The following is a 15,659-nucleotide window of genomic DNA, read 5'->3' as shown; positions in this document are numbered from 1 at the left end:
TTGGTATGAATTAAGCTGCCATTAATAATAAAATATCTCATAGTTGTTTTTTGCGTTAGGGATTGTAGCGGTTAGCTTTTGCCGAGGCGTGCATCGAGGCAAAACTAGTAGCGAAAAGCGCGACCCCGCCAAAACGGGGTAACGCCCATAACTCATTTTAAAATTAACCGTTGTTCCAATCTATTTTACGAGATACAAACATGACGATGGCTAGGATTAAGAATAAGCCTATGCTGCCAACTAACAATGCGTAGTTTTCGAGTTGGATGATGACATAAATGAAAGCGTATAATGCGCTTAAGGATGCTCCAATAAATAACGGAAATTTGAATGTTTTTAATATGGATTTTGAATATAACGTAATGAGTAAAATTACCGAAATACCTGCAATTAAATAGGCTTTTAGAAAGTTACTGTGCTCTGAAATGGAAACTAAAAGGGTGTAAAACATGGTAAGTGCGAGCCCTATCATTAAATATTGAAAAGGGTGAATATTGATTTTACTGAGGGTTTGAATGAGGAAAAAAACTAAAAAAGTAAGCCCGATAACTAAGAAGCCATATTTTGCTGAACGTTCGCTTTTTTGATACTCGTCTACCATGACCATAAATTTGGTTCCGAAGGCGAATTGGTTGAGTTTGGGAATGTTTTTTAGGTGTTGCTGCGAGAAAGCTCTGTTAATGTGAAGCACTTTCCAATCGGCTTTAAACCCGTTTTCTGTGATTTGTTTGGTTTCGTCGTTTGGTAAATAATTACCCATAAAACTGGGGTCTGGCCAATTCGATTCCATTTGCATGGTCGTGGTTTTTCCAATGGGGATAATTTCTATTTGTCGGCTGCCATTAAAGGTTATAGAAAAGTTGAAATTTGTTGATTTGGTGGCAAAAAGTGTTTCGCCTTTTATAAACGAAGATTCTAAAACATCGAGATTGTGATTATCGTTTTGGTTGAAGTTGGTTTCAAAATTATAGGTTTTATCGTTGAGATTTATTTGTACTTCGCTTTTAATTCCTTTTAAGTTTGATGTTTTTAAGATGATGGTGGCTTCGTTCCATACTATATCTTCTGGTTTAATGCCCTTTGCTGTTAAATCGACTGGAATATAGTGACCAGAGAAATCCATTTGCGTTGTAAATACGGCAGATTCAAAATTGCCTCTGCTTAAGGTTTTAGAATTTACCTTAACTTTTGAATCGAGATTTTCTGGAAATATATAGGCGTTTTTAATGTGGGTTTGAGTTTCTTTAAAATAGGTTTTGGTTTTCTCATTATAGGTTTTTGTTTCGGTGTACGATTTATAAGGTAATTTTAAAACAGGACCGTAAACTAAAACGTGGTTTCCCCATTTGCTGTTTATTTCATTGACAACATCGGTTTGCCTAAAAGCTCTTTCGTTTATTAAACTACTGATATATGATAACGGAATGAGAAGGATAATAACTAAAAAGCCTACCATTAACATGCGTGCTGTAATTGAAGTTTTAAGCCAATGGCCAATTTTGTTTTGTTGGGGATTGTTGTTTTGTGTTTCCATTTGTTTGATTTAAAAGTACTTTGAATTACAAAGTAAATTGATAAAAAAATATTTACTGTTTATTTATTAATTTTTCTAGAGCTTCAATATGTTTTTTAAACTCATGTTCGCCAAGAGTGGTGGTAGAGTATCTGGTATTTGGTTTTCTGCCAATAAATTGCTTTTCAACCTTAATGTATTCGGCATTTTCCAGAGCTTTGGTATGGCTTGCTAAATTACCATCGGTGGCTCCAAGAAGTTCTTTAAGCATATTAAAATCGGCATACTCATTTACCATTAAAACAGACATAATGCCTAATCTAATTCTATGATCGAATACTTTATTTATGTTGTTTATAATACTCATTATTGTCTAACTTCCTGCCAATGGTGTTCCGAATATACCAACCGCTAGTTCTATCCATATTAATATAATAATGGCTAAAATACCAAGTATTAATAACAGTTTGATGCTTTTTTTATTGATGTTTTGCACAACAAATTCAATTGCAACGACAGTACTAAGTAATAAGATGCCAGCAACTAAAAAATCTAAAAAAGACCAGTTAACTTCATTGGTAAATTGCATACTAATTAAAGGCAGTAGTAAAATTAGTAATATAAGAAGGACTAAATATTTTAATCTTTTGGTTATAGTAATCATGATTTTATGTGTTATTAATTAGACTTTTTGTCGAATTTTAAATACATCCAAGTACCGTAAACAATATGCATTATGCCAAACCCCATAACCCAGAACCAAAAACCATATCCAGGTTTCCACGAAGCTAACAAGCCCAATATTATTTGGATATAGCCCAAATACCTGATGTCTCCAATGCTATATTTTGAAGCATTTACCAAGGCCAAACCGTAAAAGATAAGCATTAATCCACCCGATTGGCCGTACTTGCCTTGGCTTAGAATGATTAAAATATAAAGCCCACCAACTATTAGAGGAATTAAAAAGTTAATAATTAAGCGCTGTGATGTAGCGTCCCAAATTTTAGCGTTGTGTTTTTTTGCTTTTCTAGTAGTTAGAAAAATCGCGGTAATAATACTAACTATAGCTACCATAATAAGTGTTAATAGGCAAGATTGAAACACCCATCCGTCTAGTGTTAATATGCCATTACTGTGGTTTGTAACCAACCAATAGGCTATTGCGGCACCAATTAATGCATAAATACCAGCTAATATTCCTGATAATCCGCTTAAGGAAATAAAGCGGGATGATTTATTCATTAAATCTTTTATCTCGCTAATGTCTTTTAGATAATCTTTTGATTCCATATAAAAGTACTTTGAAATACAAAGTAAATAAATTTTATTTAATTTTCACATATAATTTTTAGTTAATTTTATAAAGATTTAATTGAAGCTTATGAATCCAGCCGAAGAATATATTCTAAAAAAGGAAGAACCTTATAAGTCTATATTACTGCAATTGCAGGTTGTTATTGAGGCCGTTTTACCAAATTCTGAGATGTTATATAAATGGCGCATTCCATTTTTTTATAATAGAGGTATTCCTATTTGCTTTCTCAATCAGTCTAAAGATTATGTGGATTTGGCATTTTGGCATTTTGAACATATGGATCGCTACACAGAGTATTTTGTGGGTACTAATAGGAAATCTATACGTTCATTACGTTACAAATCGGTTGAGGATATTGATGATGAAATTATAGTGTACGTACTTGAGAAACAGTTGGAAATAAATACTAATCCGTTTAAATTAATTCTGAAACCAAAACGGAAGTAGTAAAAGATTTTAATATAATCTATTGTGCCATTATTTATTTTAAGCACTGAAAAGGGTGTAATATATATATCATAATGACCTTAGAATCGCCATCTCAGAGATTTTCAGTAGACTCCTTGTATGTTAAGTATTATTCTATATGTGAATTTTAATTTCAAAAGGCATGGAGTAATTAAAAAAGAGTTTATATCGTGAAGTTAGAAATATGAAAATTTGGTAGAAATCCGCTATGAACAATTCTAAAGTGTTCTTTTTATTCCTTAAGAATATTAATTGTTTTAGTATTCCTTTAAACCAAATTTTAATAAAGAATATGCTTTAATTTGATTTTTTCAAACTACGGTTTAGTAACCCCATAGCAACATATAGCACAGGAGATATTAATATTTCTTGAATGGTTCGAGCAAAACGTGTTAACATTAAACTTCCTCCAATAAACCAATCAAATAATCCAATGGAACAAATTATTAATAAACCTGAAATATGGACAATATGCCAGATAGTAGCCATCCAAGTGTCCTTTAATTTACCAAGGTGAAAAGTTCCAACAAAATATACAGTTATTGTAATAAAAAATGTAATGATATGCCTTAATTTTCGATTTAAGGATGCGGTTTGGATGTTTTCTGCAAAATACAAGAAATACCAAGAATAAATTATTACGATTACAATAAGTCCTGATATGAATCGAACCTTATCTGATTTGTATAGCTTCATTTTTAAAATTTATGTTGCGAGAATAAACCATCCAAATTATGAAAGTTGCTGTATAAATTGAAGCTTTTGCAAGGTAATGATGCGCAAATTCAAAATAACCATGATAATTTTCATGTAAAAAAATTAGTCCAGAACATCTTAAAATATTAGTGATGTCAAGAATAATAACCCCGATAATAACGTAAAGTACTTTACGCCAAAATTTAGAAGGCATACAGACGATAAAACCAATGTATAAAACTATTAATTCTAATCCGTTACAACGATCTACAATATAAATAACTTCTTTACCCTTGTGATAAATTAAGGACGCTTCTTCTTGTGATACTTTGCCAAAATAAGTCGAAGTTTTAATTTCTCTTTTTGATGTAAAGCCAGACATGGGAGTTGCTATATTTAGTAATTTAACAGTGGCTTCTCCAACATGAATGGTTAACGGATGGTCTAGAACCTTTGAATCGTATAAGAACACCCCATAAATAATTTTCCAAACAACAAAAAACAATAAGGCTTTTCCTAAAAAAAGCCTTATTGGTAAAGGGATATCATTGATTAAAGCCTTAAGCTTTGTTATTTTTATTGTCATACAATTTTTTAACTCCAAATGCTACTGCACCTATTAACAACGCTATTAGTCCACCGTCCAAAGGCAGTGAGTCTAGGGTGTCGGTTGGTCCTCCTGGAGGTCCTTGTAAAGCGTTTAAAGTTGTGGTGCCCATGATTGCAAAAATAGCAATCAGGTTAAAAATAGTCTTAAAAAATGTGTTTCTTTTATTTTTCATAATGGTTATATTTTAATTTATATTTAATTTTTTCATAATGGTTTGTCCATGAGAACTCAATTTCACAAAATACATGCCTTGGTTTGATATAAAGCTAGTATCTATGCTTGCTTTACTTCCTCCAATTAATCCTGTTTTACTATATAATTTAGCGCCTAGAGCATCGTAGATGGTAACTTCTAAATCATCCATTCCTAATGGAATGTTTAAGTAAAACTTACCAATGCTTGTCGGGTTAGGATACAATAAAATCTGCTCCATGTTAAAAGTGTTAACTGATAAAGATGTAGCTGCATAGACTATTTTAAATCGATTCCCTGCAATAGATTCAGGTACTCCAGAATCAACAGTATATGTATAATTGATAGATCCACTTTGTGGAATTTCAGTCATTGCGGTAGTATAAGCATCAAATAGATAAGCCGTTTCACCTTGTAATGCAATACCTTTAGCAACAATTGTATAATTGGTATTTCTATAGGTATTAATTTCTAACTGAATTTCTTCACCACTTTGAGGAGCTGCTCTATTTTCAATACTCAATAAAGTACCATTATTATTTGTTGCAAAATTCTCATCTAAGTTAGTGATTTTAGGAGCATCTAAGCCATCGATAGCATTATTCCCTTCGGTATCAAACAGAATTAATACACCATCTACTGCCGATTCATTATTGGCTAAAGCACTACTTTCATATAATGATAAAGATATTTGACCAACACTTTCATTGGCTTTATCAGAAGTTTTAAATACGTTGGTTTCCGGTTCAGAATTGGCTTTACTTGCTTGGGTAAAACTTAATGATGATTCGCCAGCATCTTGAGTATAAACCCAGCCTGCTTGACCTGCTTGTAAAAACTGATTAGCATCTGAATCACTAGGAACAGCCATACCGGTTGAAGCAATAATAGTCGTATAAGCCCCTCTAGAGCCTAATGTCGGATCCCAAACCCAGTAATAAGTCGGATTTATATTGGTTGCATTGGTAGTTAATACCGCATTCATATCTACTTGTGATTGGAAAGGATTCCCAACAGCTATAAAGCGTTGTTCAGGAACAGAAATTGCTATCGTACTCGAACCTTCGTTTTCTGCAGTTAATTCTCCTGTTGCACTTAAAGTAGTAACAGATGGCGTTGCATTATTATTGGTTAAATCGGTATTTCTATCACCTCTAATTAATATATGATACATAGTATCCGGCATTAAATTAGTTGCATTGGTATTAGCCATTTGCACATAATTATAGGCGTCGTTATCAAAAACATACATAGACGGATTACCAGAACTAGTGGTGTCAAAACCATTGGCTCCAGAATTGGACCCTGTAATATGAGTGTTTTGTTGCCAGTTCTCAGAAATAGGAGTACTAGTGGCTACCGGCGAAGCTAATTGTCGGTAAGCTCTTTTTGCTGGTATATATCGCTCAACTGTATAATCTCCTATAAAAGTACCTGTTCCTGAACCAATATATGCAGATCCAGTTGCATCTGATTCGAAGGTTGTCATACCATTATTAGTTACTGTACCATGATTAGTAAGCACAGTATTAGGGCTCATTTTTAATGAGGCATTGTTTTCAATCAAAAGACTTAAACCCTCATCAATGTTAAGATTGTCTGTTAATAGTGGGTAACTGTTGCTTTCTACATCTGGTATAATTACATTATTTGTAGGTGTTAAACCTGGTGCGTTATTACTTAACCAGTTGCCTGCATTCGTCCAATCAGAATCAATTGTACCAGACCAAATAAATGCTGAAGGTTCAACTGTGTCAGGTGTTCCTGGGTCACAATCATCATCAATACCATTGTCTAATATTTCTGTATTTCCTGGGAATCTAGCCGCATCATTATCATCACAATCGGTATCGGAGTTTACACCATCACCATCGGCATCAACCGTATCTGGTGTAGATTCATCACAATCATTATCAATACCATCATATAATATTTCTGTGTTTCCTGGGAATCTAGCTGCATCATTATCATCACAATCGGTATCGGAGTTTACACCATCACCATCAGCATCAACTGTGTCAGGTGTTTCAGGATTACAGTCGTTATCTATTCCATCGTAAAGAATTTCGGTAGCTGACGAGTTAACTGCAGGGTCATTGTCATCACAATCTGTATCAGCAGTCTCACCATCGCCATCGGCATCTTCTGCTTCATCAGCTTTAAGAGTAAATGTCATATAATCAAAACTTGGGCCGTTATCTAAAACTCTAAACCTAATTAGTAGAGGACCAGCTGGTAATTCAAATTCTCCTAAATTATCTGTTGTTGCATAATCACTTTGCGGTAGCCCCCCATCAGAAGTTGAATCATATAACAACGTTTTATCAGTGCCGTCTGTATTGTGCGAGTACACTTTAATATCTTTACTAGACCCACCATGTTTGTAGTTTACTCCCATATGGTATGTACCAGCAGTTACAACATTTACGGTATATATGGTATACTCATTAGGTAAAACGTCGGTAACAACATTCCCTGAGCCTCCAGCCTTAATATCAACATCACTAGACAGTCTAACCGTTTGTGTACCGGATGTAGAGCCACCTGCAGTCCTATCGTTATATGTTCCTAAAACTCCGGTAGGAATGTCATCTGTATTATCATTAAAGTTTGCGCCGTCGTCTCCAGAAGGCTCTCCAATTAATTCATCATAATTTTCAAGCTCTATTACTACTGGAGTATTAGGAGTAACTCCAAGTTGCGGTGTTGCACCATTGTAAGCCACACCACTGTATTGTGACGGGATTGTATCTGGTGTTTCAGGATTACAATCATCATCAATGCCATTATTTAATATTTCAGTAGCTGAAGAGTTTACATCTGCATTGTTATCGTCACAATCTGTATCAGAGTTTTCGCCATCACCATCAGCATCTTCAGTGTCTGGTGTATCTGGGTTACAATCGTTATCTATTCCATCATAAAGAATTTCAGAAGCTGAAGAGTTAATTGCTGGGTCATTGTCATCACAATCCGTATCAGAGTTTTCACCATCGCCATCAGCATCTTCAGTGTCTGGTGTATCAGGGTTACAATCGTTATCGATACCGTCGTAAAGAATTTCAGTAGCTGAAGAGTTCACAGCTGGATCGTTATCATCACAATCTGTATCTGAGTTTTCACCATCACCATCGGCATCTTCAGTGTCTAAAGTTTCAGGGTTACAATCGTTGTCGATACCATCGTAAAGAATTTCAGTAGCAGAGGAATTAACCGCTGGATCTGTGTCATCACAATCACCTTCATTTTCAGTTTGACCATCACCATCATCATCACTATCCGCAGAACTATCTAAAGTTTCAGGATTACAATCATCATCAATGCCATTATCTAATATTTCAGTAGCTGAAGAGTTCACAGCTGCATTGTTATCATCACAATCTGTGTCTGAGTTTTCACCATCGCCATCAGCATCTTCAGTGTCTAAAGTTTCAGGGTTACAATCGTTGTCGATACCATCGTAAAGAATTTCAGTAGCTGAAGAGTTCACAGCTGGATCGTTATCATCACAATCTGTATCTGAGTTTTCACCATCACCATCAGCATCTTCTGTATCTAAGGTATCAGGGTTGCAATCGTTATCGATACCGTCATAAAGAATTTCAGTAGCTGAAGAGTTCACAGCTGGATCGTTATCATCACAATCTGTATCTGAGTTTTCACCATCACCATCGGCATCTTCTGTGTCTAAAGTATCAGGGTTGCAATCGTTGTCAATACCATCGTAAAGAATTTCAGTAGCAGAAGAATTAACCGCTGGATCTGTGTCATCACAATCACCTTGATTTTCAGTTTGACCATCACCATCATCATCACTATCCGCAGAACTATCTAAAGTTTCAGGATTACAATCATCATCAATGCCATTATCTAATATTTCAGTAGCTGAAGAGTTCACAGATGGATTGTTATCATCACAATCTGTATCTGAGTTTTCACCATCACCATCAGCATCTTCAGTGTCTGGTGTATCTGGGTTACAATCGTTATCTATTCCATCATAAAGAATTTCAGTAGCTGAAGAGTTCACAGCTGGATCGTTATCATCACAATCTGTATCTGAGTTTTCACCATCACCATCGGCATCTTCAGTGTCTGGTGTATCAGGGTTGCAATCGTTATCGATACCATCGTAAAGAATTTCGGTAGCTGAAGAGTTCACAGCTGCATTGTTATCATCACAATCTGTATCTGAGTTTTCACCATCACCATCAGCATCTTCAGTGTCTGGTGTATCTGGGTTACAATCGTTATCTATTCCATCATAAAGAATTTCAGTAGCTGAAGAGTTCACAGCTGCATTGTTATCATCACAATCTGTATCTGAGTTTTCACCATCACCATCAGCATCTTCAGTGTCTGGTGTATCTGGGTTACAATCGTTATCTATTCCATCATAAAGAATTTCAGTAGCTGACGAGTTAACTGCTGCATTGTTATCATCACAATCTGTATCTGAGTTTTCACCATCACCATCGGCATCTTCTGTGTCTAAGGTATCAGGGTTGCAATCGTTATCGATACCGTCATAAAGAATTTCAGTAGCTGAAGAGTTCACAGCTGCATTGTTATCATCACAATCTGTATCTGAGTTTTCACCATCACCATCAGCATCTTCAGTGTCTGGTGTATCTGGGTTACAATCGTTATCTATTCCATCATAAAGAATTTCAGTAGCCGAAGAGTTAACTGCTGGGTCATTGTCATTACAATCTGTATCCGAGTTTTCGCCATCACCATCAGCATCTTCAGTGTCTAAGGTATCAGGGTTACAATCGTTGTCGATACCATCGTAAAGAATTTCAGTAGCTGACGAGTTAACTGCTGGGTCATTGTCATCACAATCCGTATCAGCAGTCTCACCATCTCCATCGGCATCTTCAGCTTCATCACCTTTAAGAGTAAATGTCATATAATCAAAACTTGGGCCGTTATCTAAAACTCTAAACCTAATTAATAGAGGACCAGCTGGTAATTCAAAAGACCCTAAATTATCTGTTGTCGCATAATCACTTTGTGGTAGCCCCCCATCAAGCGTTGAATCATATAACAACGTTTTATTAGCGCCGTTTGTATTGTGCGAGTACACTTTAATATCTTTACTAGTTCCACCATGTTTGTAGTTCACTCCCATATGGTAGGTGCCAGCAGTTACAACATTTACAGTGTATATTGTGTATTCATTAGGTAGAACATCTGTAAGTACATTGCCAGTTGCACCAGCCTTAATATCAACATCACTAGACAGTCTAACTGTTTGTGTTCCAGATGTAGAGCCACCTGCAGTCCTATCGTTATATGTTCCTAAAACTCCGGTAGGAATATCATCTGAATCATCATTAAAGTTCCCGCCGTCGTCTCCTGAAGGCTCTCCAATTAATTCATCATAATTTTCAAGCTCTATTACTACTGGAGTATTAGGAGTAACTCCAAGTTGCGGTGTTGCACCATTGTAAGCCACACCATTGTATGGAGCTAGTTCTACTTGTTCCTCGAGTACCCATTTAGTACTATCATCTGTACCATCTGCCAAAAGTTTAAGGGTGCCAGAAACAGTGTCCCAATGTACCAACATAGTGGCATTATCTTTTAAATAAAATTGATAAACATTATCTTCAACATTAACCGCTGTCCAAATTTTATCAGGATCATCGGTAGGAGGTGCTTTTGTGGTATGAACTGTAGTTCTAGTGCTTCCTACACCTCGCATAGAACCTCTGTTTTCGCTATCAATATTCCAATATGCATCACCAGCACCTGCTGCCACAAAATTAAAGTTAAAATCTGCGCCGCCTGCACCTAAAGGACCAGATTCGTAAACACTGGTTGATAAACCTTTTAGGTATTCACCAGTTGCAACATTTTTTAAGTTGTAAGTTGTTCCTTCAACAATTTGCGCTTGTATTTGGAGCGCAAACAATGTTAGTATTAAGAACCCTGTGATTTTTGAAGTAATTCTTTTCATTCGTTTCTAATTTAGTTTAATAGTTTCGAAACAAAGAAGTTAAAGTGCTATTACTATTGATTAATGGTTATAATAAATAATAATATTATGAATAGATAATAGGGAGTATAAAAAAATTTATGAATGTCTAAATATTTCAAATTAAATGATTAACGAAAAAAAATTCCGTTAAATTACAGATTAATCTACATGAAAAGATATTATTGAAAAACCCATCCTGTACAATCATGTACTATCCTGTACTGTCATGTTTTTCAAAGGTTTACGAAGATTTTTGGGGTGTGAATAATAAAGAATGTGGTTCGAAAAATAATGGGATACCATCTTAGTAATTCAGTTCTCAAATCTAAGTTTAGGAGGTTATTAGTGGATTGCGATTACCGGTTGTATGAAACTTAAAAAAGATTGTAGATTTGGATTTAATAAAATTTTGAAACGCTTTTAAATGCAACCGCAGATCGTGTTAGAAAAAGTAAGAGGGCTTGGTTTATTTAAGCTTAACATTTTTAAAGTTTTTGAGATTGCAATCAGGTTAGTTAATTACAATTCTAATTTGTTTAGAGGTATTAAATTCCAAATTCTTAATAATATCTATTGGCTTGTAGAAATTATAATTACATAACAGATTGAAACGTTTCTAGCATATCTTTAATAATAGCTTTTGTGTCGCCATCTGCGAGACTTTCAAAAGACACGTAGCCTTTATAGTTTTGATTTTTGATAATGGATGCAATTCTTTCTATATCCGCGGGTATTTTAGTACTATCTTGAGTTTTTACATGTTCTTTCACAAAATAGTAGTTGGCATAAGGCGCTAGTTTTTCAATTTCTGTGTAAGGGTCGTTAGAAGGTAAACTACCACAGTCTAATATAAGCCCGAACCAATCGGAATTAACACGTTTAAGAATATCAATCACCTCACTGCTAGTAAATAAAAACTCATCATGGTTTTGTAGTCCAACAATCACGCCGTTTTCTGCACCGTATTCAGCACATGTTTTGAATTCAATTACAAGCCAATCTTTTATTTGGTCTTTAGTGAAATCTTCGCTTTTGTTTCTGCCTGTAAAAACCCTCATTATGGTGGCGCCTAGTTTTGAGGAAACTTCAAGCCAATCTTTTATGTGTGCTTTATCCGCATTTCTACTTTCGATATCTGGTGTTACAAAATCATTTCGAATCCCTGTCCATGCAATGTCAAGACCCAATTCTAGAGCTTTTCGTTTTAGTGTAAAAAGTTCTTCGTTTGATGGTTTTTTTGGATATGATGAAAAATAATAACCAGTCAAATCTACAGCATCTAAACCAATATCTACAGCGAATTCCATCATGTCAACAAATGTCATTTCGCCACTTCTAAGCAAGGAGTTGAATGAGTAGGCATTAACACTATATTGCACTCTATTCTTTTTATTAGGTTGCTCTGTGCTAGGAAATGCCATGAGCCTGCCAGTACCCAAGATAAGAGGAGCTAATGCCATATTTTGTAAAAAAGCTCTTCTTGATTTTTGCATAATTGGTAATATTTAAAAGTTTAGATTCTTAGAAATTAGAAATTGTTTTTCTAATTGCAACCAAACGTGTCAATAACCCTTCTAAATTATCTAAATGTAACATATTGGCACCATCGCTTTTTGCATTTGCAGGATCGAAATGTGTTTCAATAAACAGTCCATCCACATGATTTACTACACCAGCTCTGGCTATGGTTTCTATCATATCTGGTCTGCCGCCTGTTACCCCAGCAGATTGATTAGGTTGTTGTAAAGAATGTGTAACATCTAGAACTGTAGGAGCAAAGGCCCTCATAGTTGGAATGCCTCTAAAATCTACAATCATATCTTGGTAGCCAAACATGGTACCACGATCGGTAATCCACGCTTTATCACTGCCCGCATCTTTTACTTTTTGCACAGCGTGTTTCATGGCTTCTGGACTCATAAATTGTCCTTTTTTTAAATTCACCACTTTACCTGTTTTTGCTGCTGCTACCACCAAATCGGTTTGGCGTACTAAAAACGCCGGAATTTGCAATACATCAACATACTGTGCTGCGAGTTGAGCGTCTGAAATTTCGTGAATATCTGTTACGGTTGGTATATCGAAGGTTTCGGATACTTTTTTAAGAATTTTTAAAGCTTTTTCGTCGCCAATACCCGTAAAACTATCAATTCTGCTGCGGTTTGCTTTTTTGAAACTGCCTTTAAAAATATATGGAATTTCTAACTTGTTAGTTATAGTAATCACTTTTTCGGCAATGCGAAGCGCCATATCTTCGCCTTCAATGGCACATGGTCCGCATAATAGAAAAAAGTTATTGGAATTGGTATGTTTTAGTTTGGGAACGTCGTTGAGGTTCATGTGCTTAAAAATTTAAGCAGCAAAGTTACAAAATTGCCTATTAACATAAGTGAAAAGTACTAATCTGATACCGAATATAAATTGCTGTTGGCAGTTACGCCCGCGTTAGGGATTGTAATGGTTAGCTTTTGGCGAGGCGCGCATCGAGCCAAAACTAGTAATGAAAAGCCCGACCCTTGTGGTAACGCCCAAATTGAAATTACATACTTTCTTTTAAGCTGTTTCTTATAATCCAGAGTGCCATAATGAAACTGGCAAAAACAAATAATCCGCCATACATCATGAGTTGTTTTATAGGGCTGGAAAGTGATACAATTTGTAGCAGGTCTGAAATAAAGGCTAAAATTAAATACGATGAAATACAAACGAAGGTAATACCAAGTGTGAAATTTAAGCGTTTACTTGGTTTTATAATTTGCCATAAAAACGGAATTCCAAACAGTAAAATTGGGTATGCGGTGATGCCTTCGCTTCGGTTTACAACAGTGAACCAGTACGCAGAAATGCTGATGAAATATAAATAAGGAATAACCTTGGTTATTTTATTGAAAAGGGACATAATTATTCATTTTTGATGTTTGAGAGAACGCTATTTTTATAAAATTAACGAAAACGACATTTAAAAAGTATAATACTATTTAATTATAACATATAATTAACTAAATATCATGTACCTTTGCACGCTTAAAATAAGGCACTGTTATGGCTAATATAAAAAATATTGCAATTATTGCACACGTTGATCATGGTAAAACAACCTTGGTTGATAAGATTATGTATCATTGTCAGCTCTTTAGAGAAAACGAAAATACTGGAGATTTAATTCTTGATAATAACGATTTAGAGCGTGAAAGAGGAATTACTATTACCTCTAAAAACGTTTCTGTAATATACAAAGACACAAAAATTAATATTATTGATACACCAGGTCACGCCGATTTTGGAGGAGAAGTAGAGCGTGTACTTAATATGGCAGATGGTGTTTTATTATTAGTTGATGCTTTTGAAGGACCAATGCCACAAACCCGTTTTGTATTACAAAAAGCGATTGATTTAGGTTTAAAACCTTGTGTGGTTGTTAATAAAGTAGATAAAGAAAACTGTACGCCAGACGAAGTACATGAAAAAGTTTTTGATTTAATGTTTGAATTGGGTGCTGAGGAATGGCAGTTAGATTTCCCTACCGTTTATGGGTCTGCGAAAAATAATTGGATGAGTGAAGATTGGCAAAAACCAACTACTAATATTGAGCCATTGTTAGATATGGTAATTGAGCATATACCTGCACCAAAAATTGCTGAAGGAACTACTCAAATGTTAATTACATCGTTAGATTTTTCATCATTTACAGGACGAATTGCTATTGGTAGATTAACACGTGGCGAATTAAAAGCAGGACAAAACATATCTTTAGTAAAAAGAGATGGTAGCGTTGTGAAATCAAAAATAAAAGAACTACATACTTTTGAAGGTTTAGGTCGTAAAAAAGTAGACGAAGTTCAAACTGGAGATATTTGTGCACTTGTTGGTCTAGAAAATTTTGAAATTGGTGATACTGTTGCTGATTGGGAAAACCCAGAAGGCCTAAAAACTATTGCTATTGATGAGCCAACAATGAGTATGTTGTTTACAATTAACGATTCGCCATTTTTTGGTAAAGACGGAAAATTTGTAACATCTCGACACATAAAAGATAGATTAAATAAAGAATTAGAAAAAAACTTAGCATTAAGAGTTGAAGAAACTGATAGTGCAGATAAGTTTATGGTTTTTGGTCGTGGTGTATTACACTTATCGGTTTTAATTGAAACGATGCGACGTGAAGGATACGAACTTCAAATTGGTCAGCCACAAGTAATTGTAAAAGTTATTGATGGTGTAAAATGTGAACCTGTTGAAGAAATGACTATTGATTTACCTGAAACAGTTTCTGGTAAAGCGATAGAAATGGTAACGATGCGTAAAGGTGAAATGCTGAGTATGGAAGCTAAAGGTGAACGTATGGTTTGTCAGTTTATGATACCATCTAGAGGTATTATTGGTTTACGAAACCAATTACTAACGGCTACTGCTGGTGAAGCTATTATGGCTCACCGTTTTAAAGAATATCAACCCCTGAAGGGAGGTATTCCTGAGCGTCAAAACGGATCGTTAGTTTCTATGGAAAAAGGACAAGCGATTCCTTATTCTATTGATAAATTACAAGATAGAGGTAAGTTTTTCGTTGATCCGGGTGAAGATATTTACGAGGGGCAAGTTATTGGTGAAAATTCTCGTGGTGATGATATGACGGTTAACGTAACCAAAACTAAAAAGTTAAGTAACGTACGTTCATCGGGTGCTGATGATAAAGCTAAAATTGTTCCGGCGATTAAATTCTCATTAGAAGAGGCTTTGGAATATATTCAAAAAGATGAGTATGTTGAGGTAACGCCTAACTATTTACGATTACGTAAAATTTACTTAACAGAAGTAGAGCGTAAACGAAACAAATCTATTTAATATGGAATTCTTAGGGGTTTCGTGGATAGAGTGG

General features: G+C 35.1%; 13 protein-coding genes. 2 read left to right on the top strand and 11 right to left on the bottom strand.

Annotation, left to right across the window (positions count from 1 at the left end; all coding sequences use genetic code 11):
* Positions 1 to 163 precede the first annotated feature (163 nt).
* The 4 genes from creD to O5O44_RS12820 form a co-directional block, all read right to left on the bottom strand.
* Entirely contained in the window at positions 164 to 1,534 is a 1,371-nt protein-coding gene (gene creD, locus O5O44_RS12835; RefSeq protein WP_289194680.1) for a cell envelope integrity protein CreD, read from the bottom strand.
* Positions 1,535 to 1,586: 52 nt separating this feature from the next.
* A complete protein-coding gene (locus tag O5O44_RS12830; protein WP_019388805.1) occupies positions 1,587 to 1,880 on the bottom strand; it encodes a winged helix-turn-helix domain-containing protein in 294 nt (97 codons plus the stop codon).
* Positions 1,881 to 1,886: 6 nt separating this feature from the next.
* On the bottom strand, positions 1,887 to 2,102 hold the full coding sequence (locus O5O44_RS12825; protein ID WP_019388804.1) for a hypothetical protein: 216 nt from the start codon (positions 2,100 to 2,102) through the stop codon (positions 1,887 to 1,889).
* A gap of 89 nt (positions 2,103 to 2,191) precedes the next feature.
* On the bottom strand, positions 2,192 to 2,806 hold the full coding sequence (locus O5O44_RS12820; RefSeq protein WP_289194679.1) for a hypothetical protein: 615 nt from the start codon (positions 2,804 to 2,806) through the stop codon (positions 2,192 to 2,194).
* Between the two features lie 91 nt (positions 2,807 to 2,897).
* Here O5O44_RS12820 and O5O44_RS12815 point away from each other — a divergent pair, with 91 nt between their 5' ends.
* Positions 2,898 to 3,278, top strand: coding sequence for a DUF1801 domain-containing protein (locus tag O5O44_RS12815; RefSeq protein WP_289194678.1), 381 nt, complete (start codon positions 2,898 to 2,900; stop codon positions 3,276 to 3,278).
* A 318-nt stretch (positions 3,279 to 3,596) separates the two neighbouring features.
* On the opposite strand, the gene O5O44_RS12810 is transcribed toward O5O44_RS12815, so the two are convergent.
* The 7 genes from O5O44_RS12810 to O5O44_RS12780 all read right to left on the bottom strand — a co-directional run bounded on the left by O5O44_RS12810 (position 3,597) and on the right by O5O44_RS12780 (position 13,682).
* The gene (locus O5O44_RS12810) at positions 3,597 to 3,995 is read right to left on the bottom strand and encodes a hypothetical protein (protein WP_019388801.1); all 399 of its coding nucleotides are present in this window, start codon (positions 3,993 to 3,995) and stop codon (positions 3,597 to 3,599) included.
* Complete coding sequence (locus tag O5O44_RS12805; RefSeq protein ID WP_289194677.1) at positions 3,973 to 4,581, bottom strand: exosortase/archaeosortase family protein; 609 nt, start codon at positions 4,579 to 4,581, stop codon at positions 3,973 to 3,975. Before O5O44_RS12805 ends, O5O44_RS12810 begins: the two co-directional genes overlap by 23 nt.
* A complete protein-coding gene (locus tag O5O44_RS12800; protein WP_143148154.1) occupies positions 4,556 to 4,777 on the bottom strand; it encodes a PID-CTERM protein-sorting domain-containing protein in 222 nt (73 codons plus the stop codon). The genes O5O44_RS12805 and O5O44_RS12800 overlap by 26 nt, the downstream gene beginning before the upstream one ends.
* A gap of 12 nt (positions 4,778 to 4,789) precedes the next feature.
* Positions 4,790 to 10,762 carry a MopE-related protein gene (locus O5O44_RS12795; protein ID WP_289194676.1) on the bottom strand — a complete coding sequence of 1,991 codons (5,973 nt, stop codon included), beginning with the start codon at positions 10,760 to 10,762 and terminating at the stop codon, positions 4,790 to 4,792.
* Between the two features lie 614 nt (positions 10,763 to 11,376).
* On the bottom strand, positions 11,377 to 12,276 hold the full coding sequence (locus tag O5O44_RS12790) for a sugar phosphate isomerase/epimerase family protein (protein WP_289194675.1): 900 nt from the start codon (positions 12,274 to 12,276) through the stop codon (positions 11,377 to 11,379).
* Between the two features lie 28 nt (positions 12,277 to 12,304).
* Positions 12,305 to 13,123 carry a 3-deoxy-8-phosphooctulonate synthase gene (gene kdsA, locus O5O44_RS12785; RefSeq protein ID WP_289194674.1) on the bottom strand — a complete coding sequence of 273 codons (819 nt, stop codon included), beginning with the start codon at positions 13,121 to 13,123 and terminating at the stop codon, positions 12,305 to 12,307.
* Positions 13,124 to 13,322: 199 nt separating this feature from the next.
* The gene (locus O5O44_RS12780; RefSeq protein WP_072794762.1) at positions 13,323 to 13,682 is read right to left on the bottom strand and encodes a hypothetical protein; all 360 of its coding nucleotides are present in this window, start codon (positions 13,680 to 13,682) and stop codon (positions 13,323 to 13,325) included.
* Positions 13,683 to 13,825: 143 nt separating this feature from the next.
* Here O5O44_RS12780 and typA point away from each other — a divergent pair, with 143 nt between their 5' ends.
* On the top strand, positions 13,826 to 15,625 hold the full coding sequence (gene typA / locus O5O44_RS12775; protein WP_289194673.1) for a translational GTPase TypA: 1,800 nt from the start codon (positions 13,826 to 13,828) through the stop codon (positions 15,623 to 15,625).
* Positions 15,626 to 15,659 lie beyond the last annotated feature (34 nt).

Origin of the sequence: Algibacter luteus (genome assembly GCF_030344935.1) — a bacterium.
GTDB classification, from domain to species: Bacteria; Bacteroidota; Bacteroidia; order Flavobacteriales; family Flavobacteriaceae; genus Arenitalea; species Arenitalea lutea.
The sequence above is the reverse complement of the archived record's forward strand: the minus strand, read 5'-3'. Positions and strand labels throughout refer to the sequence as shown.